We start from the raw sequence: 21143 nt of genomic DNA, 5'->3' as shown, positions 1-21143 counted from the left end.
TATCTAGATTCTGACTAGATCGGGATAGATCGTTAGAACTTCATCGTTAGTGAGGGTATAGTCCTCAGATTGGGGTTCCCATAACACTTCGACAGCTAACAGGTTATCCGTAGGCACAGAGCCAATTACAGATAGTGCCGATTGTAAATCTGCGGAAGAACGCAAAGTTGGTAATTTACTTAGAGTTTCACCAGCAACAGCAAGTAAAAGTGTCACCACAATATATTCGCTAGGATCTTCCAGCCCACTACTACCTTCACTAGGCAATGCTGCCGCAGTTTTGCCTTGCAGTACCCGACCACCGACATTGCTCAAGACTTCGGCATTGAGTTTGCTGCGCTCAGACATCACCAAACTATTAAATTTTTGTTCAGCAAGGGCAAACTTGGTATTTTCGTTAGCGCTACTTACATAAACCCAATATTCAGGATGACGCATTAAAGAGATAGCTGTTTCACGGGTGACCGTGGCTAAGCCTTCCGATGATGAGGTGTCCGACTCAAGCGCGAGACGGGTTAACTCTTGTTGCAGCGATCGAGCGGAGGAGAGTAGACCAACTTGGATTTTGGCAACACTAACTTTGCTACCCATGCCAGTAATGCCTTCGCCATCACCATTACCGCGAAATGCTTGCATGATTGCGCCTGCAACGATTACCAATAATAGAATCGTAAACAGTCCGCCGCCGCCACCACCAAAAAACATGGGCAGGAAGAAGAATCCACCACCGCCGCCACCATAGTAGGTGTTGCTGCCGCTATATCCTGAATTTGATGGAGCCGAACGACTTGGGGCAGATTTGAAGGAGCTTCCGCCAATTCGACCACCTGAGCGCTTTGCAAAGGCTTCGTGGGCATTGCCAAATATAGTCATCGCAACTAAGGAAATTACGACGAGCGATCGCGTCCAGACTTTGACGTGAGTTTTAACTTTTTTCATAAATTCTGGGCTAAAAAACTTCATAGACAAAAAGGCTATTTCTCAAAGAATTGCTATAGATGTTCTAACTCAATTCTAACCTAGTCAAGATCTGCCACATAGTTTTCAGTACCTGCGGCGCTAAAATCGATAGTTAGTGGTGCGGCTTTGCCGTGCTACTAACTATCGGTTTTAGTTGCTAACCAATCCATTACCCGATCGCCTAGTGACACACCATCAAGGCGATCAATTTCGCGCACACCTGTTGGACTGGTAACATTGACTTCGGTTAGGTAGCCGCCGATAACATCGATACCCACAAACATTAAGCCATCACGCTTTAGAGTCGGTGCAAGTTGAGTGCATATTTCCCGTTCGCGATCGGTAATATTGACCTGAACTGCACTGCCCCCTGCTGCCATATTGCCACGAAATTCTCCTGTTTGGGGAACGCGATTAACTGCGCCAATTGGTTCTCCATCTAGCAAAATAATCCGCTTGTCACCCTTTTGTGCATCAGGCAGATATTCCTGCACCATTACAGGGGTTTTGCCGATATTAGTGCTGATTTCGATAAGGGAGTTGAGATTGCGATCGCCTACTTCCAAAAACAAAATCCCCTCGCCACCCTTGCCTCCGAGAGGTTTCATCACTGCCTTGCCCTCAGCCGCCACAAAGTCACGAATTGTCCCTTTATCAGCCGTCACAATTGTTTTGGGAATTGCCTTGGTAAATTGCAGTGCGTACATTTTCTCGTTAGCAGCACGAATGCCTTGGGGAGAGTTAAGAACTGTAGTTTTGCTAGCATCCACATAATCGAGAATATAGGTGGCATAGAGATATTCTGTGGTGACGGGTGGATCGGGACGCATCCACACAAATTGCATAGCTTCTAATGGTTGAAATTTGCCCTCGGCAACTTCATACCAAGGATTTGGGACTTGCCATTTACCATCAACTAGTGGCACAGGATAAATTTTAGTAGGTTGTAAAAAAGCCCAAGCCTTGCCATCCTTGACACTGAGCGTATTCATATTAGTGATAAATACTTCATACCCCTTGCGACAAGATGCTTCCATCAGAGCAATGCTAGTGTCATGGGCGGGATCGAGTTTCGCGATCGGATCAATAATAAAGGCAAGTTTCATGGGATTTTATTGATTTTTAGAGCTTTTAACACTCAATCTATCAGTTTTATAGCAATGCAAGAAAATCAAAACCCAAAAGATGAAGTGGTGGCGCGAAGCGCCACCACTTCATCTTTTGGGTTTAAGCAAAACTTATGCGAAAAGTAGAGGCAATTCATGAATTGCCTCTACTAGTAAAGCGCTTTGCACTCAAAACCAAGAAATTGTTTAAAAGTGTTGCTTCGCAACACTTTTAAACAATTTCTTGGTTTTGGTTCTATTCATCAATAGTAACTGTGGAAACTAGTCGTAATAATTGGGGGATTTCATCTGCTTCAGGTGCAAATTCTAACTGAGTTTCACGGGTGGGCAAATATCCTGACTCCGCAAAAGAGATTAACATTCTCTGCAACGCAATCCATACTTCCGATTCAAATTCCCAGTCATATCGAGAGTTAGCCCGACCTGCGATCGATCTCAATGCCCAAAAGTAACTATTACGGACGATAGAACCTTGTTTGTTGTACTTTGGTACATCATCTCGATGAATAAATAGAACTTCGTTCTCAATCTTAACTCGCATACTCTAGACTTGCCTAAACGTTTATTTGCAAAATTCTTTCCAGTCTTGATGTACTTGCTGGCTATACACCTTAGCATATTCCATCAGTTCTGTTTTCCACTTTGTTTTACTCGCAAAATCAATTAACTGATCGGCGATCGCTGAGCCTTGTCGTCCACTAGTTCGCAAATGTGACCAAGCCACAATCTGCCCTACAGACTGCATTAACTGCTCAGATTTTGACAACTTATCATCCCATTTCTCGATTTTCAAATGATCAGTAGGACTTTGTGTAGACTGAAGTTCTCGCAATACAAAAGAATCTTTACCAATAGTCACAGAATGCAAAAAAGCAGTTGGCATAGCCTGAAATCGCTTCTGAATGGAAACAATGCGATCAGCTTCACTCGACCACTTTGGTTGTTCCCAAATCACATAGGGATTCAGCGAAGAAGGAAGAGATTTTTTAAGATCGAGCAGATAATTACCATCGGGTGAGCCTTTACCTTCTACCAGCAAAACATAGCGTTCAATCCCCAAACTTCCTTTGCCTGCAATACGTTGAGAAACATCTAATAATTTGAAAAATTGAGGATTAGGTTGTTGAGATGCAAAGGATTCTATAAATTTGGTTACCTTCTTCCTTTGTTGCTCAGAAATTGGTTTTGCTTTTTTGTTGTCAATTTTTAGCGATCGCCTTTGTTTATCCTTATCTAAAACTGTACGCTCATCAAGAAGTTCCTTACGCTGGACGTGAGTTTTGCGACAAAGCATCGCTTCAATCACTGGAGGAGCCATATCTGCACCCATCCAATAGGCTTTGCCCTCAGCGATCGCCTGAGTGTAAGCATTGAGAAATTGCTGACAGAGACTTTCGGCAACTGATGGCTTAACGGCAAAGGTTTCTGAAGCTACAAAAATACTGGTCAATAACCGCACAATTTCCCAAGTACATGGTGCTAGTACGGCTTCATCAAAATCATTGACATCAAAATAAACATGGCGATTATCCGCTTTGTAATTGCCAAAATTTTCAACATGAAGATCTCCACAAATCCAGACCAGAGGCGCTTTTTTTAACCAAGATTTAATTGGCAAGTCTTCATAAAACAGATGACAGGTAGCTCGAAAAAAGACAAAGGGATTTTCTTTGTCTGCACGCATCGCCGCATATTTGTCCTTAAGCAATTCAGGATCTCGTGGTTGGCTGAGATTAAAACGCTGAATGCGATCGCGAATATTTCGATTTGCCATAAACATCCCCAAATTAATGTAGTCAACACTTCGTGTTGACTACATTAATTTAACCCCAGTTTGGGTTAATTTCAAACTGGCTCCTAGAAAGGGTTCACAGCGCAAACTCTCTCTAGGAGCAAAGAAGTAAAAGCCTCGCTTTGCGAGGCTTTTACTTCTTTGATTTTAAAATTTTGGAGCTTATAGCAATGTCAGTTTTGCTTAGAACATAAAAACCAAAAGATGAGTGGCGGCGCGAAGCGCCGCCACTCATCTTTTGGTTTTTGATTTGTCCTAGCTATCTTTTGTACTGCTATATTCTGTAATCACGTTAATTTACTTTACTAAGCCCTGTATAAACATTTTCATTTACTAATCCTAGCCAAGGATCACTGGCAGGGGTGAGAAAGAGTTCGTCGTAAACACGACGATTGAGAGCCGTTAAAGTAGCAGTATCACTATTTAGAAATTCACCATTGGCAAACCAATTATGAATCTGCGCGTGAAATACATACTCATTGCGAACAGTATCCTGCGCGATCGCCCGTTCAAAGCCGCTCACCACTGTGGACATAGAGGCACTTGGTGATAGTTTACGCTGCATAACATTCAGACTACCTTGATCGAGATAGACACGATTCTGGTAAAGCCTTGCTAATCTTGCCCAATTAGCATCACTGAGCTTGGCAAATGGGGAAGGTGGCGTAACTTCAGTCAGAGTCTCACCAGTAGTACGGCTTAACGTTGGCATTTCAACCATCATTTTTCCTACGGTTAAGCGACTTGCCAATATTGCACTAACTTGGGGTTCGGTAACAGCCAATGGCAGTAATGGTTGTGTTGGTAAGCGCAACCGAGTGAGATCTGAGCGCCAGTTTTTTTCTAACTTAGCGTAGCGATCGCGATGATATTTAATCAGAACTTCTCGTCTCAGGTTTAAATCACCATTAAGATTACTAACTGAGCTTACTGCTCTCTCAGCGTCCTTGAGATTCTCGATAAAAGCTTGAGGACTATATAGCCCAGGAATCGCATCAACTGGACGACCTTCACTATCCAGAACATAGTGAATGCTATTGCCAGTGAGAGTTTGCTCTAGCTTGCGACCATCCCCAAAATCAATCGTCACCTTAGGCACAGGACGCTCTGACTGCCAGTGCAAAATAAAGCGATCGCGCAGCAGTTGCGACACTGCCGCATTAGGATAAAGCGCCGTGCGGAAGAATCGACTGTTAGCACAACTTAGCTCATCATTAAGGTTTCCCAACAAACGCAAAGACAAAATCGGCTTACCCGTTTCTTTTGATGCAGTCTTAGCCGCTTCTAAATCTTTGTACCAATACAACTTTGAGGCATCACAGTCCTTTTGCTGGCAAATTGCGTCTAAAGTTGTCCGTAATTGTGGATTATTCGGCAAATCCTTTTGATAGGCATTCCAAAATGCATCTACACCCTCATTTTTAAATTCGCGTAACTTAGCGATCGCCTGTTGGGAAGTTGCTTGATCTTTGGAAGCAGCTTGTTGTACAAGGCTGTCTAAACTCGGTTGTGCTGAGGCTCTAGCTGCCTGTGGTGAAGAGATGGCAGAAAAGGCGATCGCGCCCAAGCTCAGTAAAGTGAAACATGAATTAGCCAGCGTTGTCTTGACAAGCATCATAAAATCTCCCTAATCGCATAGGCTTAACCTTAACCTGCCAGACATATTTATTGATCATATTGTTCCTAGAAAACTTAAGAAGTGAGTGGCGGCACTTCGTGCCGCCACTCACTTCTTAAGTTTGTGTTCTTACATTACTTGCAACGATCCCCGCAAAGATAGACAATGTTTGCATTCAGAAAAAATATGCACATAAAAAAGCCAAGATAATCCGAATAATTTATGAAAAACGTACTGGCTATCATTCTGGGCGGCGGACAGGGAAGCCGACTATATCCCCTCACTAAGACCCGTGCTAAACCCGCAGTCCCCGTAGCAGGCAAATATCGATTGATCGACATTCCTGTAAGTAACTGTATCAACTCAGGCATTGAAAAAATCTATATCCTGACGCAGTTTAACTCCGCATCACTTAATCGACATGTCAATCAAGCCTATCGACCTGCATCCTATTCTGATGGCTTTGTGGAAATTCTTGCCGCGCAGCAGACCCCCGATAGTCCAGACTGGTTTCAAGGTACTGCTGACGCTGTTCGTCGTTATGCATGGCTGTTAGAGTCTTGGGATGTCAGTGAATATTTGATCCTTTCTGGCGATCATCTATACAACATGGACTACGAAAAATTCGTCCAACATCACCGCGAAACTGGGGCAGATATTACCTTATCAGTATTACCTGTGGATCAGAAAAAAGCCTCAGCCTTTGGCTTACTTAAAACTGATAGTACTGGTAAAGTAATTAACTTCCTAGAAAAGCCTAAAGGTGAAGCTCTAGAGGGAATGCGTGTTGACACCACAAAACTCGGATTGGATCAAGCTTCCGCGATCGCGAACCCTTTCATCGCTTCAATGGGAATCTATGTATTTAACAAGCAGGCTATGTTAAAGCTGCTCAGCGAGAATCCTGAACACACGGATTTTGGCAAAGAAATTATTCCTGATGCAATTCACAATTTGAATGTTCAGGCTTATCTTTACAAGGGATATTGGGAAGACATTGGAACCATTGAGTCTTTCTATCAAGCAAATCTTGAACTAACTCGCCATCCTGCCACTGGTTTTAATTTCTACGAAACCAAAAAACCAATCTACACTCGCGCTCGTTACTTGCCCCCTAGCAAAGTGCATGATAGTAAAGTCAAGGATTCAATTATTGGCGAAGGATGTATCCTCAACCAATCCACAATTACTAACTCAGTTGTTGGGATTCGGATGCATATTGAAGCCAATTGCACAATTGAAGACACACTACTGATGGGTTGTGATTTTTATCAACCTGAAGAGGATCGTGCCTCAGATCTCGAAAACAGCAGAGTGCCAATGGGCATTGGCGAAAATACGATCATTCGCCACGCAATCATCGATAAAAATGCTCGCATTGGCAAAAACGTGCAAATTATCAACAAGGATCGAGTTCAAGATGTAAATCGTGAAGAACAAGGCTATTGCATCTGTAATGGCATTGTCGTCGTCGTCAAAAATGCTGTAATTCCAGATAACACCATCATCTAAAAAATAAGCGGCACTTCGTGCCGCTTATTTTTGATTAACAAAAGCCTTGCTTAGCAAGGCTTTTGTTGTTTATAAAGAGGGCTGGCACTTGTGCCATTCCGTTGACTGCTCGTAGCCGTAGGCAACTTGCAATAACACATCTTCTCTTAAGACATTAGAGATCATTTGCAAGCCAATTGGTAGTCCTTTAGAATCAAAGCCACAGGGGATACTAATCCCTGGAAGCCCCGCCAAATTCACAGGAATCGTCATCAAATCAGAGAGATACATTCCCAGTGGATCTTCCGTTTTACTACCTGCCTTAAAAGCAGTAGTAGGTGCGGTTGGACAAACTAAAACATCAACTTGCTCAAAAGCTTTTTGGAAATCTTGAACGATCAGAGTTCTGACTTTTTGCGCTTTGAGATAATAAGCGTCATAATAACCAGCCGATAGAACATATGTCCCAATCATAATCCGCCGTTTTACTTCCGCACCAAAGCCTTGTTCACGAGTATTTTCATACATACTCAGCAAGTTCTCAGCCTCCTGATCACGGAAGCCATACTTTACGCCATCATATCGAGCAAGATTGGCTGAAGCTTCTGAAGGCGCAATGATGTAATAAGTGGGCAGTCCATAGCGAAAACGAGGACAGGATATTTCATAGACTTCTGCACCCATAGTCTCAAAATGAGCGATCGCTTTTCTGACCGCAACTTCCACTTCACTATCTAAACCTTCGCCAAAGGTTTCGGTGATTACACCAATTTTTTTACCCTTGAGGGACTGAGTTAAATCTGGGGTTAGTAAAGCCGCGTAGTCAGGGACTTCGATGTTAATGCTAGTGGAATCCTTAGGATCGTAACCTGCGATCGCTCCTAAAAATATAGCTGCATCTTCAACAGAGTTGGCAAAGGGTCCTATTTGATCCAATGATGAAGCAAAAGCAACTAGCCCAAATCTGGAAACTAGTCCATAGGTAGGCTTTAATCCAACGACACCACAATAGGAAGCAGGTTGACGAATTGAGCCACCCGTATCTGAACCCGTAGCAATTACACATTCACCACTAGAGACGGCTGCTGCTGAGCCACCCGATGAGCCACCAGGCACATAATCCGTATTCCAAGGATTAGCTGTGAGCGCGATCGCTGAGTTTTCGGTAGAACTACCCATCGCAAACTCATCAAGGTTGGTTTTGCCGACCATGACAGCCCCAGCCGATCGCAATTTTGCCGTAATTGTCGCTTCGTAGGGTGGGACAAAATTTTTCAGCATATTGGAGCCGCAAGTAGTGGGCATCCCCTTGACACACATATTGTCTTTCATGCCTAGGGGAATACCTGCTAATGCTGGTAAATTTTCTCCTGCGGCGATCGCGGCATCGATGACTTTTGCTTGGGCGATCGCCACTTCGGGCGTAACAGTCACAAAACTATGTAATTTTGTCTCTAACCGATCAATGCGATCTAAAAACTCTTGAGCAATTTCGGTTGCTGATCGCTCTTTATTAATTAAGGTTTGACGAATTTGGGCGATCGATGACATAAACAAGCTGATGGGTTATTGGGCAGAGTCCCAATTATAAAACCAAACTAGCTAATGCTAACGATAGGGTAATTTAACAATTTTCTGGACAAGTGTGGAGAAAGCAAATACAATATATCCGCAAATTAAGGTACGTTCGCACCGCTTGGAGGTCATTATTCCTGAACCGCTAACCCTGACTGTGAGTTTACGAGGCAGCCGCGAAGTCAAGGACACCTATCAATTGATCCGCCTCACAGGTCTTCTAGACGCTTTTTCTGAGCCAGCCTTTAAAAAGGTCATTGGCAAATGCGTCGAAGATGGTCCTACCAACGTGATACTAGATCTGTCAACCATTGATTTTGTCGATAGCTCTGGACTTGGGGTTTTAGTGCAAATGGCAAAAAAAACTCAAACTTTGAGTGGCACACTCCAGATTATTACCAACGCTAGAGTCACCCAAACTGTCAAATTGGTTCGACTAGATCAGTTCCTATCACTACAAACATCAATTGATGAAGCTCTAGCCAAGCTTGACCAGACTAAAAAAAGTTAATCAAAGTCAATTGCTCTCACGATCAATTAATCTAAAAATTCAACCTAATAACTTAGGTTTAAATCAGCTAATCACTTGAGCCAGACTTTACATTAAATTTTCAGAAAAATTAAGCGGGGTAAATTTTCCAAACTTGAGTTTTGCTTTGACATGAGATTAATAACTCTACTGGCTTTGATATGGTCATAATTTAGTCAAAACTAAATTACAGCGCCTTGCGCTCAAAACTGAATCAAGAAATTTTCAAGAACATTGTTTCACAACGCTCTTGAAAATTTCTTGTGGTTCTTTTGATAGAAAACTGCTGTATGATGTGAATGAGATAAAATTTATAAACAAGTATGGGCAGGCTCCGTCTGCCCATACTTGTCTGAAATAAATGCAAATGTTGATTGTCTAAACATTTTCTCTACATACAAACTAATTAACCTAATTATTCTGTAATGGCATTCTTTCGTAATGTCTCTTAGTCCAACAGTTAACAATATTGCTGAGATTCCAGCCTCGGCTCTCGCCTATATTGGAGATGCTGTTTATGAAATGCAAATGCGGTTGCATTATTTACTCCCGCCACGCACCGCAAAACAGTATCACCAACTCGTAGTTAGTCAAGTAAGAGCCGAGCAACAAGCAAGACTTCTCGAAAAAATCGATCTCACAGACTTTGAGTCCGCTCTAGTAAGACGTGGACGCAATGCTGCTGGATCTACACCACGTAAAGTTGATCCCAAGATTTACCAAAATGCCACAGGATTTGAAGCTTTGATTGGTTATCTTTACTTAACCGATCGCGATCGCCTTGACCAAATTTTCACACAGCTACTTAGCCACATCGACAACCCAGCGCCGCCATGACAACGCAACCCAGACTAAAATCTAAATCCGACAAGAATTCTGACCGAGACGGAGAGAGGAGTTACGAGAAACGCTCCGAGAAGTCCTTTGATAAATATTCTGATAAGCGATCTGATAATCGCTCTGACAGCCGATCTGATCGCAGCACGGGCAAATATAGCGACAAACGCTCTGACAGTCGTTCCGATAGCCGTCCAGAAAAACCTGCGAGATCCTTTGACAAACCTTATAAATCTGATAAGCCTTACAAGTCGTCAGATAGAAACACAGATAGAAATTTTGACAAGCGTTCCGACAGCCGATCTGACTCTTCTAAATATTCAGGATACGCTGGTAAATCAGACAAATACGCAGATCGTCGTCCTGAGAAGAATTTTGATAAGCCCTTTGAAAAGCGCAGTGACTCATCATCTGAACCGAGATTTGAGCGCAAGTTTGACAAGCCCATCGGCAAAAAGTTTGGCGACAAATTCGCCGAGAAGAAATTTGGCGATAAAAAGTTTGGTGACAAGAAGTTCGGCGATAAAAAGTTCGGCGATAAAAAGTTTGAACGTAGCGATCGCACTGAACGTTCTGATCGTGGCAGCGATCGTAATTTCGGCGATCGCCCTGATCGTAACTTTGGTGATCGCAAATTTGACCGTGATCGCAACTTCGGCGATCACAAAGTTCCCAACTTTGAGCGCCGCTCTTTGCCACCCGTCTCGCGCAATGTTGATCCCGATGGTGAACTAGGAATTGTGCCACCCGTTCATAATCCTGAAAATCCTGACATTGTGTATGGTCGCCACGCTGTTGAAGCAGTATTACAAAGCGATCGCAGCATTAATCGAGTTTGGGTAACGGCAAGATTGCGTTATGCACCAGATTTTTTACCACTGATTGACGAAGCTAAGGCTGCGGGAGCAGTCGTCGATGAAGTCGATAATACAAGACTGGATCGCATTACAGACAATGGTAGACACCAAGGTATCGCCGTTCAAGTTTCTGCATACGAATATGCTGATCTTGATGAGTTGATTATCAAAGCTAAAGAAAAATCGGCTAATCCTGTCATTGTGATCGCAGACGGTATCACTGATCCCCATAATTTGGGAGCAATTATCCGCAGTACTGCTGCTCTCGGAGCGCAAGCCTTAGTAATTCCCCAGCGTCGTGCAGCAGGAATTACGGCTACCGTTGCCAAAGTCGCCGCAGGTACGTTAGAAATTTTGCCCGTCGCTCGTGTTGTTAATCTCAATCGCGCCCTTGAAAAAATCAAGGAAGCGGGTTTCTGGGTTTATGGAACCATGGCAGGGACAAGCGAACCTATTCACAAAGCCAAATTCTCAGGGGCGATCGCTTTGGTGATTGGATCAGAAGATGAAGGATTGAGTCTCTCCGTTCAAAAAAACTGTGACTTTCTCGTTTCTATACCTTTAGATGGAAAAGTGGAAAGCTTGAATGCGTCAGTTGCCACAGGAATGGCTCTGTATGAGATTTTCAGACAACGTTGGGTGAATACGTTAAACCTGAACAATTTGTCTTAACACCATGTTTTAAGTTATATAAACTTATGGAAGAAAAGATGTAGATAAAAGGCTTTCCTATTTTTTGAGTTACATTAAAGATATAGGAAAAGTCTTAAATCTAAGTCTTTATCACTGACTAAAACCATTCACTTTAGCTATGTAAAATCATGGGTGGTAATTTGTTTAAGAACATTTTCACATCAATTCTCGAAACATTTGGTTTGGCTGTGTGGATCGAAATTGTTACCGATTCACCTCATTGCACTTATTACTTTGGTCCTTTTACGAGCGAGGCTGAGGCTGAATCTGCCAAGGTCGGTTATATCGAAGATTTGGAAGCAGAAGGTTCTAAGGGGCTTGGTATTACAATAAAGCGCTGTAAGCCTGAGAACCTGACTGTTTATGATGATTCACTGGATTTTAAGTTTGACCGTTTTCTTGTATTTAGCGGTCAATCCTAAAACCACTAAATCTATGAATTAGACTAGGGGCTAAAGCCCCAAATTTTTAGTGAGATAAATACATATATGTTATTTGGACTTGGCAAAAAGTTAACACTTCCAACTAAACCTGAAGCACTTCCAGGAAGAACTTCGGCAATTCCTACAGCGTCTCACCATTTTGTAAATGGGAACGCACTGAAGCCACCTTTTCCCGAAGGTATGGAAACGGCTGTTTTTGGCTTAGGCTGTTTTTGGGGAGCAGAGCGTAAGTTTTGGCAACAAAAGGGAATCTATGTAACGGCTGTGGGTTATGCCGCAGGACTAACTCCTAACCCAACCTACGAGGAAGTTTGTTCGGGCATGACAGGACACAATGAAGTTGTACTAGTTGTGTACGATCCCAAGGTGATTAGTTATGGTGATTTGCTCAAAGTTTTTTGGGAATCCCATAACCCTACCCAAGGAATGCAGCAGGGCAATGATAAGGGTACACAGTATCGTTCAGGTATTTATGTGTACAACGATGTCCAACGCAAACTTGCTGAGGAATCACGCGAGGTATATCAGGATGCACTCAAAGCTTCAGGGATGAAGCAGGGCATTACGACAGAAATTCGTGATGCAGATGAGTTTTATTATGCTGAGGGCTACCATCAGCAGTATCTTGCCAAGAATCCAGGTGGATACTGCGGGCTAGGTGGCACTAACGTTTGTTATCCGCCTACTGTCGCAGTTAGCTAAAACCCTAAAAAAAGCCTCGCATTGCGAGGCTTTTTTATTCCTGAAGTGCGGCACTTCATTTTTTCAAAGAGTTTTTATCACCATTTCCGCCAGCTTTGTAGCTGCTCCTACTTGTCCACATACTTGTTTTAGACGATCGCGCATTTTATCTAGTTCATCGGGGTGATCAAGATAAAACAAGATTTCCGTGGCAACTTGGGTTGGAGTCAAATCCCCCAAAAGTTCTGGCACGATCGCTGCACCTGCCCAAATATTCGGCCAAGCTAATAATTGACCTTTTTTTTGAATTTGGGCTATCAGGATGGAATTAATTAAAACCCTGAGAAATTTACCGAACACAGGGGCAGTAGCAAGTAAACCTAAAATTCCGTCCCATCCCACCTTCATATCTACAAAATTAGTGGGTAATAGGACAATCATGGGTTGATTGAGTGCTGCTAGCTCGGCGGTATTTGCCCCAACGGTCGTGATACAAAGTTGACTGCTTTGGATGAGATCATGAGCTGGGAATTCGCGATGCATCTTAATGACTGTGCCTTTGGCGGTTACCAAATTCTCATCGATCAAAGTTGCAGTTGCCGCTTTACTATCGGCTGTAGGAAAACTATTTTGAGCATACTGAGCTAGAGTCTCTGGGGTAGTTGTTGGGGCTAGGGCAATTACTAATTCCAGTTCAGGACGCTTTTGCTTGAGGATATCGGCGATCGCCACCACTAGAGGCACACCGATCTGTAATTTATGTCCTTTGGAACCCGGCATAAAGCAAATTCGCAAGGTAGAGCCAGACTCACTTAGTAACTTTGTTTCTACCCGATCAACCATCAAATCTCCGATTACTGTTGTTTTTTGACGAAATTCTGCTGGGATCTTGTCGGCGATCGCTTGATTACGCACAGCGAATAAATCAGCCCAGCGATACCATCTTGCCTCCCATTCTGCATAGATTAAAGTTTTGTAACCTAGACGCTTGGCGATCGCTACCGCAAAAAATTGATCCCCACCCAGAAAAATCACAATCCCTTGTTTCGCCCATTCCCAGTTAGGGGTTCGGCCCCATAGCAAAAAATCAAAGAACTGCTCCTGTGGCAATACCCGCTCGACATTAGGAAAGCTTTGGGCGAGTTGTACCTCCCTTCCACTGGCGTTCTGGCAAGGTGAGAGGGAGATCGAGATGCGGATTTTCGCTAGGATTTCAGGCGATCGCTGCTGCTCGATTTCCAAAGCCTTGAGAAAAGGATATACCCATGTTGTTAACTCCCCAGGTCCATTCGACAGAATTAAAATATCTGTGAAAATATTGGTAGGTTGAGGATTGTTAATCATAGTTAATAAACTTGGTTAATAAACTTGTAAGGGTAGACAGAGAAATTCGCGCCCTCTCTACTTTATGGGTTGATTGCTAGAAATTGGAATGGCGGGATCGAATTCACGATAAAATTATGCACTCATGATCGAGTTAAATTAAAAGCTAGTAACGAAGCTTTTTACCCCAATTTTTTACTCAAGTTTTTTATAAGCGTCACGCATGTGGATTTAAGTAGTTTATTTGATACACCAAAACCCGTAATCGGGGTCATTCATCTTTTGCCGTTGCCTACTTCGCCGCGTTGGGGGAGCAGCCTTAAAGAGGTTATTGATCGAGCCGAACAGGAAGCAACTGCACTTGCCGCAGGCGGAGTGCATGGAATTATCGTAGAGAATTTTTTTGATGCTCCGTTTACCAAAGATCGTGTTGATCCTGCGGTGGTCAGTTCCATGAGTCTGATTGTGCATCGTGTCAAGCAGATGGTTGGCATTCCCGTTGGCATTAATGTGTTACGGAATGATGGTCATAGTGCCTTAGCGATCGCTTCCTGTGTCGGTGCAAAGTTTATTCGCGTCAATGTCCTCATGGGCGTAATGGCAACGGATCAAGGCATTATCGAAGGGGATGCATACAAGCTCCTCCGTTATCGCCGTGAACTAGGCTCAGATGTAAAAATCTTTGCTGATGTTTTGGTAAAGCACGCTCAGCCTATTTCAGTTCCGCAGATTGCTGCCGCAGTTCACGATACTGTCCATCGTGGACTTGCTGATGCCGTAATTTTGTCGGGATGGGCGACAGGACATGCACCAACATCAGAGGATCTCAAGGAAGCAAAACTTGCTTGTGGTAATACGCCCCTATTTGTGGGATCTGGTGCAACATGGGATAACGTACCGCAGTTGATGGAATATGCTGATGGTGTGATTGTCTCTAGCTCGTTAAAGCGTAATGGTCAGATTCAACAGGCGATCGATCCAATTCGAGTCAGTCGTTTTGTCGATGCGGTACGGTTAGATATTGCCAATAAAAAAAATAAGCATATTGCTGAACAGGAAATATTGCGATCGCCTCCAGTATCGATTGGATAAAATAAAAACTAACGGTGCATCGCACCTCTAGTTGTACCAAAAACATAATATGGCTACTCTATTTTGTGTTTAGAAAACCCCTACTGGGTTTTGTTTTTAATTCACAAAAGTGTGACGACACTTTTGTGAATTGGTATTATAAATCTATTAACAGGTAGGTAAAAAATTGTCAGGAACAGCTACAAGAAAACGCTCTGAGCCTTGGTTGCATCGGTGGTCGCGCCCTGCGATCGTCGCTTTGACTCTATTTGGCTTTTCCCTTACAACTTATTTGACCGTAACTCACTTCTTTGGTCAAAAAGTCGCCCTTTGTGATGTCCAAGGCAGTGGCTGTGATTTGGTTCTGAGCAGTGAGTATGCCAAGATTTTTGGAATCCCACTAACGATTTTTGGCGCTTTAGGCTATCTCACCTTAGGACTTTTGGCAGGACTGCCATTGATATTAAAAAAAGATGATCCCAAGGCGCAAGCGCAACTCAAGGAATTAGCCAACTTCTTGATGTTCATGGTTTCTTCGGCAACATTTGTGTTTAGTGGATACCTGATGTATCTACTTGCCTCGGGCAGTATCGGCGGACAGCCGCAGGTCTGTCTCTATTGCATTTCCTCAGCCGCCACCATGACCACAATTTGGTTGCTCACGGTATTTGGCTATGCTTGGAAAGATGTTGGCAATCTTTTCTTTACAGGTGCGATCGTGGCGATCGTCACTCTTACCGCAACTCTTGGTGTTTACGCTAGCCAAGGCAAACTCGCGGCTCAGAGTAACTCGTTTGCAGGGCGTTTGGCTCAGCACTTAACTGCAACCAATGCGAAAATGTATGGTGCTTTTTGGTGTTCACATTGTGAAAATCAAAAGAGAAAGTTTGGTGAAGCCCAGAAGTTAATTCCCTATGTTGAGTGTGATGCTAAAGGTGTCAATCCACAAACTGCCCTATGTCAACAAAAAGGAATTAAGGGATTTCCCACTTGGGAGATTAATGGCAAGTTACTTTCTGGTGAACGAAGTTTAGATGAGTTAGCGAATGAGTCTGGCTATACAGGCGCTCGTAACTAAATAAAAAAAGAGAGTGCAAAGCACTCTCTTTTTTTATAAGCCCCAAAAATTTGCTCGTTCTTTGAGCCAGCCATTTTTACGCCATTTTTCAACAATATCAAATACCCGATCGCGTAAATCTAAATGTTGCAACCCTCGTGGCAAAGCGATCGCTAAACTATGCACGGCAAGGGGTTGCCCAATGATTGCAAAATCAGGATGCTCTCTAAGCAATTGGGTGAGGCTAGTGCGATCGCCCACAAAAGCTTTGACTTTGCCCAATTGCAATGCATTTAAACCGTCTTGATAAGAATTAGCGCCAATGATCGCCGCCTTGGGGAATTGCGATTGAATCACCGCGATCGCTGCCGAATTTTTGAGTACCCCAATCGCTGAAGGTTGGCTTAGTTCTTGAAAAGTTGTGCCGCGCTTAGCGATGGCAATAGTGCTATCGGTGTAATAGGGCAATGAAAAATCTATCAGCCGCGAACGATTATTGGTCACTGTAATTTGGGCGATCGCTAAATCAATTTGATTGGTTTGTAATGCGGAAAGGCGATCGCGATTTTTTAGTGGCACTAATTCAACGGGGAAATCTAGCTCTTTGGCTAACTCACGCGCAATATCAATTTCTAGTCCTGCTAAGTTACCACTGCGATCGCGAAATCCTAAGGGATACAAATTATCTTTGACCCCAATAACTAACTTGCCACGTTTTTTAATTTTATCCAGAGTATTTATGTCTGGGGTAATGGCTGAGTTGGTTTCAGCAGCGATCGCCAAATGATCGGGCTGAATCACCTTGAGATAATTTCCGCCAGTAAATAAAGCGATCATGGCGAGCGTTGTTACGGCAAAAGTATTACTTTGAGCTTTTCTCACATAACCTCCTGAAAAATCTCCAAAACCAAATAAAAAAGCGGCGCGATGCGCCGCTTTTTTATTTTTTTGGTTTATACGACAGCTTTTGCTTTTTCGACGATCGCCGTAAATGCTTGGGGATCGAGAATGGCAATTTGAGAAAGCATCTTACGATTGATGTCGATATTTGCTTTCTTGAGCAGTCCTGCGAACTTGCTATAGCTCAAACCTTGTTGGCGAGCCGCAGCATTAATGCGGGTAATCCAGAGGCTACGGAAATCGCGCTTCTTCTTGCGGCGATCGCGGTAAGCATTACGCAGAGCTTTCATTACCTGCTGGTTAGCAGTGCGGAACAGCTTAGAGTGCGATCCGCGAAAGCCCTTGGCTAATTTTAGTACTTTGTTGCGGCGCTTTCTAGCTACGTTACCGCGTTTTACTCTCGTCATGGCTTCGTTATTATCGTGATTTGTTTTTTATTTAATTTTTTTACAGGATGCAAAGCACCCTGTAAAAAGCTCTTAGGCGTAAGGCATCATTGCGCTTACTCTGTCATTATCAGTCTCATCAACTATAGCCATCTGACCCAATCTGCTCTTACGAACAGTAGGCTTATGCTCTAGTAGGTGGTTGCGACCAGCGTGGCGGCGAGCAAACTTGCCGCTACCCGTCACCTTGAATCGCTTGGCGGCAGATTTACGAGTTTTGAGCTTAGGCACTTCTTTCTAGTCCAAATTTTTGACCTTTACGAGTGTACCATAAGGTAATGCCATATATTGCATTTAGTACGCAATTCAAATAATTATCATTTAAAACTGATTTTAGAGTTTTCTGTGCCGTAGGCACAGAAAACTCTAAAATCGGTTTCAGTCGAACTCTATGGCACAACCTGCTCTTACAACTTAAGTATGGAATCTAGTTCAGAAATTAAGATCAAACGCCGTGTGTTTATCAGTACAGGGGAAGTTTCAGGCGACTGGCATGGGGCAATTTTGATTGAAGCTCTACGTGAGCGAGCCGTCCTTAGAAATATCGAATTAGAGATCGTCGGGCTTGGTGGCGATCGCATGGCCGCAACAGGAGCGAGAATCCTCGGCAATACAGTTGGTATTGGTTCCATTGGCGCAGTTGAAGCCCTGCCCTATATTTTGCCAACACTTAAGGTGCAGCGAGATGCAAAAAAATGGTTGAAGACTTCTCCTCCCGATGTAGCGGTGTTAATTGATTACATGATGCCTAATCAAGGCATTGGCTATTATGCCAAGCGTACTTTAAAGATTCCTGTCATCTATTACATCGCACCTCAAGAATGGGTGTGGTCTTTTAATGACAAAAATACTAAGGCGATCGCCGCTTTTACCGATAAGTTATTAGCGATTTTCCCTCAAGAAGCAGTTTATTACGAGAAGCAAGGCACAAATGTGCAATGGGTCGGACATCCTTTTGTAGATCTGATGGCAAAGATTCCCGATCGCGTTGAATCTCGTAAACAACTTGGCATTGCCGCTGATGACTTGGTGGTAACTTTACTTCCCGCTTCTCGAACTCAAGAACTGCGATCGGTGATGCCAATTATTCTCAAAGCAGCGAAGATCATCCAAAACAAGTTACCTCATGTCAAATTTTGGTTGCCGCTATCCCTAGAGCGCTATCGCCCCGAAGTTGAGAAGTTGCTTAAAGAATACGACATCAAAGCTACGATTATTTCGGCTCAGTCACAAATTGCGATTAGTGCTGCTGACTTGGTACTGAGCAAATCTGGAACAGTCAATCTAGAGACGGCTCTTCTCAATGTGCCACAGGTAATTTTATATCGTGTCAGTGCGATTACGGCTTGGATTGCCCGCAATATTATCAAGCTAAAATTACCATTTATTTCGCCAGTAAATTTGGTCAATATGGAATCAGTCGTGCCTGAGTTTGTCCAAGATTCAGCGATTCCAGAAGCGATCGCGGAATCTGCTTTAGAACTATTAATCAATCCTCAAGCAAGGCAAACTATGCTCGATGGATATATCAGAGTAAGGGAAAGTTTGGGAGAGAAAGGAGCGATTAACCGCGTTGCTGATTCGATTCTTGATTATCTATAGAATCCATTTCAATGTTCATTAAATCAAAGGCGATCGCTATTACTGTGAGTCGTAAATTCAAGGCGATCGCCTTGATGGTTTCATTCGCAAAATTGGTGCGATCGCTGATGCTGTCTATCTAGTCACAGGCGGCTATGCTGTTAATCTCAAGCAAATTGGCGAAAGATTACTCTGACTTTCTCATAGATTTTTACCAAACAGCACAGGGATCGCTATTACTGTGAGTCGTGATTTCTAGGCGATCGCAAAAGCAAACAATTATTGACACTCAAAAACCTTTCTGGGTTTTAAGTCAGCGCAAAGCTCTGTATTCAACTTCGTAGACAGTTATATATTTGATAGGTGAAATCAATTACTTAATAAAGAAGTCTTTTCTAGCTCTGGAGGTTCTTGGAAAGATCGATTTTGCAACCACGCAAACATTGCGGCAGATCCAAGTAAAATCAAAGCCATAATACCAACGATTTGAATCATAATGACGTATCGCATAAGCTGTCCATAGTTAAGAACTAAACTAGATTGAAGTGTTCCATTTGGATATTGGTTATAGGCACTTCTAAATCATGAAGCGCTTCTTCAACTTGCTCCATCATAACTGGAGCAGCACAGACAAAATATTGTCGGCTACCACGATGAATAGGAATGTATTTTTGTAACAGGGCTTTATCGACATAGCCAGTTTCGCCTGTCCAGTCTTCGGAAGGCTGACGCAACACATAAATGATCATGAGATCTATGGAGTCAATGAGACCATCTAATTCCTCGCGGAAAGTCATATCTTCCCAGCTTTTGTTGGCATAAATGAGTAAGTACGGTCGATCATCTCTCCTCTCAATGGCAGTAACCAGCATACTCATCATTGGGGTGATGCCTATCCCACCTGCAATGAGTACAAATCCAGCAGCATCCCAGTAGCGATCGCTTGTAAACACACCGTAAGGACCATCAAGATAAGCCTTTGTCCCTAACTTAATATCCTTAATGGTTTGAGTAAAGTCTCCTAGAGCTTTGATGGTAAATTCCAAACGTTCAGGGTGGTCGCCACTCGAAGACATGGAAAAGGGATGTTCGCGCATCCGAAAGGGCGAAATGTCGAGGGTGATCCAAGCAAACTGTCCAGGTTGAAATCGAAATCCCTTATGTCCTTTCGGACGAATAGCTAGAGTCCACACGTTTCCCCTCTGAGGAATGACCTCTTCTACGAAGTAGGGGCGTTTGGTCATTATCCAAGGTTTGACGAGGCGGACATAAATCAGCAACCATAAAGCGCTTAGGGCGATCGCACTCCACAACAGATGTTTCCAGAACAGTCCCAGATAATAGCTGACTCCCAGACCATGGGCTAAACCCAAGGTCACCGCTACCACTGCCAGAATACCGTGACTCGTACGCCATAGCTCATAGGGAATGTTGAGGCGCTGCCGCCAAATTGAGGTCACAACCAGTATTATCAGTGCTAGAGTGCCAATCACAGCAAATTTGGCTCGCCACGGAGCCTCAAATATATTCAGTAACTTTAACGTTTCGGGTTGATTAATAAAGAGAATCAAAGGATGAATCAGGATCAGGGCGAAAGCCACTAGAGATATATAGCGATGGAATTGCAGGATGATATCAACCCCGTAAGATGCCTCAATCCGATTGATTCGGGCGGTGATAGCAAACTGAAGAGCTAACATTGCCAACCCCACAAACCCCAGTGCAACTGAAAACTCCGTCCAAAAGCCGCGTCCAGTCAAAGCGGGAGGGTATAAGAGTAAGACAAAAAGAGGCAGCAGGGCGATCGCCAGATAAACAGCAATCCAGAAGGCAGCCACTGCGACTGGGCTTTTAATCAATAATCGTTGCATTTCGACCTCCTTACTTTTCCAGTCGATTGATCAAGTCGATTCATGTTCTTTGGGTTTCGCGATGGGTCGAGGAACAAAATGTAACTTATGCAACTTGTTTTAGCGGATCTTAGCCCACAGGTAATTTGCATTGAGTTAAGTTTTGGATACTTTGCATTGCGTTAAGGCACTGGAGTCTAGACTAAGTTGATTAAGAAAATCAGAAAAAGAGCAGGAAGAAGCAACCCAGAGAATGGAGAACTGAGCAAATCCAAGAGAATGAAAAGGAGAATATTTAGGATTAGGTATTAG

The 21143-nt window shown here is 43.4% G+C and carries 21 protein-coding genes and 1 pseudogene; 10 read left to right on the top strand and 12 right to left on the bottom strand.

The window, feature by feature from the left end; all coding sequences use genetic code 11:
- Nucleotides 1-3 precede the first annotated feature (3 nt).
- The 5 genes from B9G53_RS13680 to B9G53_RS13655 form a co-directional block, all read right to left on the bottom strand.
- A complete protein-coding gene (locus tag B9G53_RS13680) occupies nt 4-939 on the bottom strand; it encodes a DUF1517 domain-containing protein (protein ID WP_094533202.1) in 936 nt (311 codons plus the stop codon).
- A 158-nt stretch (nt 940-1097) separates the two neighbouring features.
- Nucleotides 1098-2066 (bottom strand): glutathione synthase, encoded by a 969-nt coding sequence (gshB, locus tag B9G53_RS13675; RefSeq protein ID WP_094533192.1) that lies wholly within the window; start codon nt 2064-2066, stop codon nt 1098-1100.
- A gap of 256 nt (nt 2067-2322) precedes the next feature.
- Nucleotides 2323-2628, bottom strand: coding sequence for a hypothetical protein (locus B9G53_RS13665; RefSeq protein ID WP_094533188.1), 306 nt, complete (start codon nt 2626-2628; stop codon nt 2323-2325).
- A gap of 21 nt (nt 2629-2649) precedes the next feature.
- Nucleotides 2650-3861: a DUF2252 domain-containing protein gene (locus B9G53_RS13660; protein ID WP_094533186.1), complete on the bottom strand. Its 1212-nt coding sequence runs from the start codon at nt 3859-3861 to the stop codon at nt 2650-2652.
- Nucleotides 3862-4171: 310 nt separating this feature from the next.
- Nucleotides 4172-5497 (bottom strand): hypothetical protein, encoded by a 1326-nt coding sequence (locus B9G53_RS13655; protein ID WP_094533184.1) that lies wholly within the window; start codon nt 5495-5497, stop codon nt 4172-4174.
- 222 nt (nt 5498-5719) lie between these two features.
- Between B9G53_RS13655 and B9G53_RS13650 the strand changes: the two genes are divergently transcribed.
- A complete protein-coding gene (locus tag B9G53_RS13650) occupies nt 5720-7009 on the top strand; it encodes a glucose-1-phosphate adenylyltransferase (protein WP_094533181.1) in 1290 nt (429 codons plus the stop codon).
- 69 nt (nt 7010-7078) lie between these two features.
- On the opposite strand, the gene gatA is transcribed toward B9G53_RS13650, so the two are convergent.
- The gene (gene gatA, locus B9G53_RS13645) at nt 7079-8539 is read right to left on the bottom strand and encodes an Asp-tRNA(Asn)/Glu-tRNA(Gln) amidotransferase subunit GatA (protein WP_094533179.1); all 1461 of its coding nucleotides are present in this window, start codon (nt 8537-8539) and stop codon (nt 7079-7081) included.
- 94 nt (nt 8540-8633) lie between these two features.
- Here gatA and B9G53_RS13640 point away from each other — a divergent pair, with 94 nt between their 5' ends.
- The 5 genes from B9G53_RS13640 to msrA all read left to right on the top strand — a co-directional run bounded on the left by B9G53_RS13640 (nt 8634) and on the right by msrA (nt 12624).
- Nucleotides 8634-9074 carry an STAS domain-containing protein gene (locus B9G53_RS13640; protein ID WP_254923653.1) on the top strand — a complete coding sequence of 147 codons (441 nt, stop codon included), beginning with the start codon at nt 8634-8636 and terminating at the stop codon, nt 9072-9074.
- A gap of 459 nt (nt 9075-9533) precedes the next feature.
- Nucleotides 9534-9929 carry a Mini-ribonuclease 3 gene (locus tag B9G53_RS13635; RefSeq protein WP_094533177.1) on the top strand — a complete coding sequence of 132 codons (396 nt, stop codon included), beginning with the start codon at nt 9534-9536 and terminating at the stop codon, nt 9927-9929.
- On the top strand, nt 9926-11458 hold the full coding sequence (rlmB, locus tag B9G53_RS13630) for a 23S rRNA (guanosine(2251)-2'-O)-methyltransferase RlmB (RefSeq protein ID WP_094533175.1): 1533 nt from the start codon (nt 9926-9928) through the stop codon (nt 11456-11458). Before B9G53_RS13635 ends, rlmB begins: the two co-directional genes overlap by 4 nt.
- 149 nt (nt 11459-11607) lie before the next feature.
- Complete coding sequence (locus tag B9G53_RS13625; protein WP_094533173.1) at nt 11608-11901, top strand: DUF1816 domain-containing protein; 294 nt, start codon at nt 11608-11610, stop codon at nt 11899-11901.
- Between the two features lie 66 nt (nt 11902-11967).
- Nucleotides 11968-12624, top strand: coding sequence for a peptide-methionine (S)-S-oxide reductase MsrA (gene msrA / locus B9G53_RS13620; RefSeq protein ID WP_094533172.1), 657 nt, complete (start codon nt 11968-11970; stop codon nt 12622-12624).
- A gap of 63 nt (nt 12625-12687) precedes the next feature.
- Here msrA and B9G53_RS13615 read toward each other — a convergent pair whose 3' ends face one another.
- On the bottom strand, nt 12688-13947 hold the full coding sequence (locus B9G53_RS13615) for a lipid-A-disaccharide synthase (protein WP_094533170.1): 1260 nt from the start codon (nt 13945-13947) through the stop codon (nt 12688-12690).
- 204 nt (nt 13948-14151) lie between these two features.
- Between B9G53_RS13615 and btpA the strand changes: the two genes are divergently transcribed.
- A complete protein-coding gene (gene btpA / locus B9G53_RS13610) occupies nt 14152-15018 on the top strand; it encodes a photosystem I biogenesis protein BtpA (RefSeq protein WP_094533198.1) in 867 nt (288 codons plus the stop codon).
- Nucleotides 15019-15184: 166 nt separating this feature from the next.
- Entirely contained in the window at nt 15185-16075 is an 891-nt protein-coding gene (locus tag B9G53_RS13605; protein WP_094533168.1) for a vitamin K epoxide reductase family protein, read from the top strand.
- Nucleotides 16076-16108: 33 nt separating this feature from the next.
- Here the strand turns inward: B9G53_RS13605 and B9G53_RS13600 are convergent, their stop codons facing one another.
- The 3 genes from B9G53_RS13600 to rpmI all read right to left on the bottom strand — a co-directional run bounded on the left by B9G53_RS13600 (nt 16109) and on the right by rpmI (nt 17631).
- Nucleotides 16109-16936, bottom strand: a complete 828-nt coding sequence (locus B9G53_RS13600; RefSeq protein ID WP_094533166.1) for a transporter substrate-binding domain-containing protein — start codon at nt 16934-16936, stop codon at nt 16109-16111.
- Nucleotides 16937-17007: 71 nt separating this feature from the next.
- Nucleotides 17008-17361, bottom strand: a complete 354-nt coding sequence (rplT, locus tag B9G53_RS13595; RefSeq protein ID WP_094533164.1) for a 50S ribosomal protein L20 — start codon at nt 17359-17361, stop codon at nt 17008-17010.
- 72 nt (nt 17362-17433) lie between these two features.
- On the bottom strand, nt 17434-17631 hold the full coding sequence (rpmI, locus tag B9G53_RS13590; RefSeq protein ID WP_009625755.1) for a 50S ribosomal protein L35: 198 nt from the start codon (nt 17629-17631) through the stop codon (nt 17434-17436).
- 189 nt (nt 17632-17820) lie between these two features.
- Between rpmI and lpxB the strand changes: the two genes are divergently transcribed.
- Complete coding sequence (lpxB, locus tag B9G53_RS13585; protein WP_176453213.1) at nt 17821-19002, top strand: lipid-A-disaccharide synthase; 1182 nt, start codon at nt 17821-17823, stop codon at nt 19000-19002.
- An 85-nt stretch (nt 19003-19087) separates the two neighbouring features.
- Nucleotides 19088-19177 (top strand): annotated as a pseudogene (locus B9G53_RS29080) (bifunctional adenosylcobinamide kinase/adenosylcobinamide-phosphate guanylyltransferase); the annotation flags it as partial.
- 173 nt (nt 19178-19350) lie between these two features.
- Here B9G53_RS29080 and B9G53_RS27420 read toward each other — a convergent pair.
- Both B9G53_RS27420 and B9G53_RS13580 read right to left on the bottom strand, forming a co-directional pair.
- Nucleotides 19351-19491, bottom strand: a complete 141-nt coding sequence (locus B9G53_RS27420) for a hypothetical protein (RefSeq protein WP_176453212.1) — start codon at nt 19489-19491, stop codon at nt 19351-19353.
- A gap of 20 nt (nt 19492-19511) precedes the next feature.
- Nucleotides 19512-20852 (bottom strand): ferric reductase-like transmembrane domain-containing protein, encoded by a 1341-nt coding sequence (locus tag B9G53_RS13580; RefSeq protein WP_176453211.1) that lies wholly within the window; start codon nt 20850-20852, stop codon nt 19512-19514.
- Between the last annotated feature and the right edge of the window lie 291 nt (nt 20853-21143).

The organism is Pseudanabaena sp. SR411, from assembly GCF_002251945.1.
Classification (GTDB): domain Bacteria; phylum Cyanobacteriota; class Cyanobacteriia; order Pseudanabaenales; family Pseudanabaenaceae; genus Pseudanabaena.
Note: the sequence above shows the minus strand (reverse complement) of the source record. Positions and strands in the feature narration are given on the sequence as shown.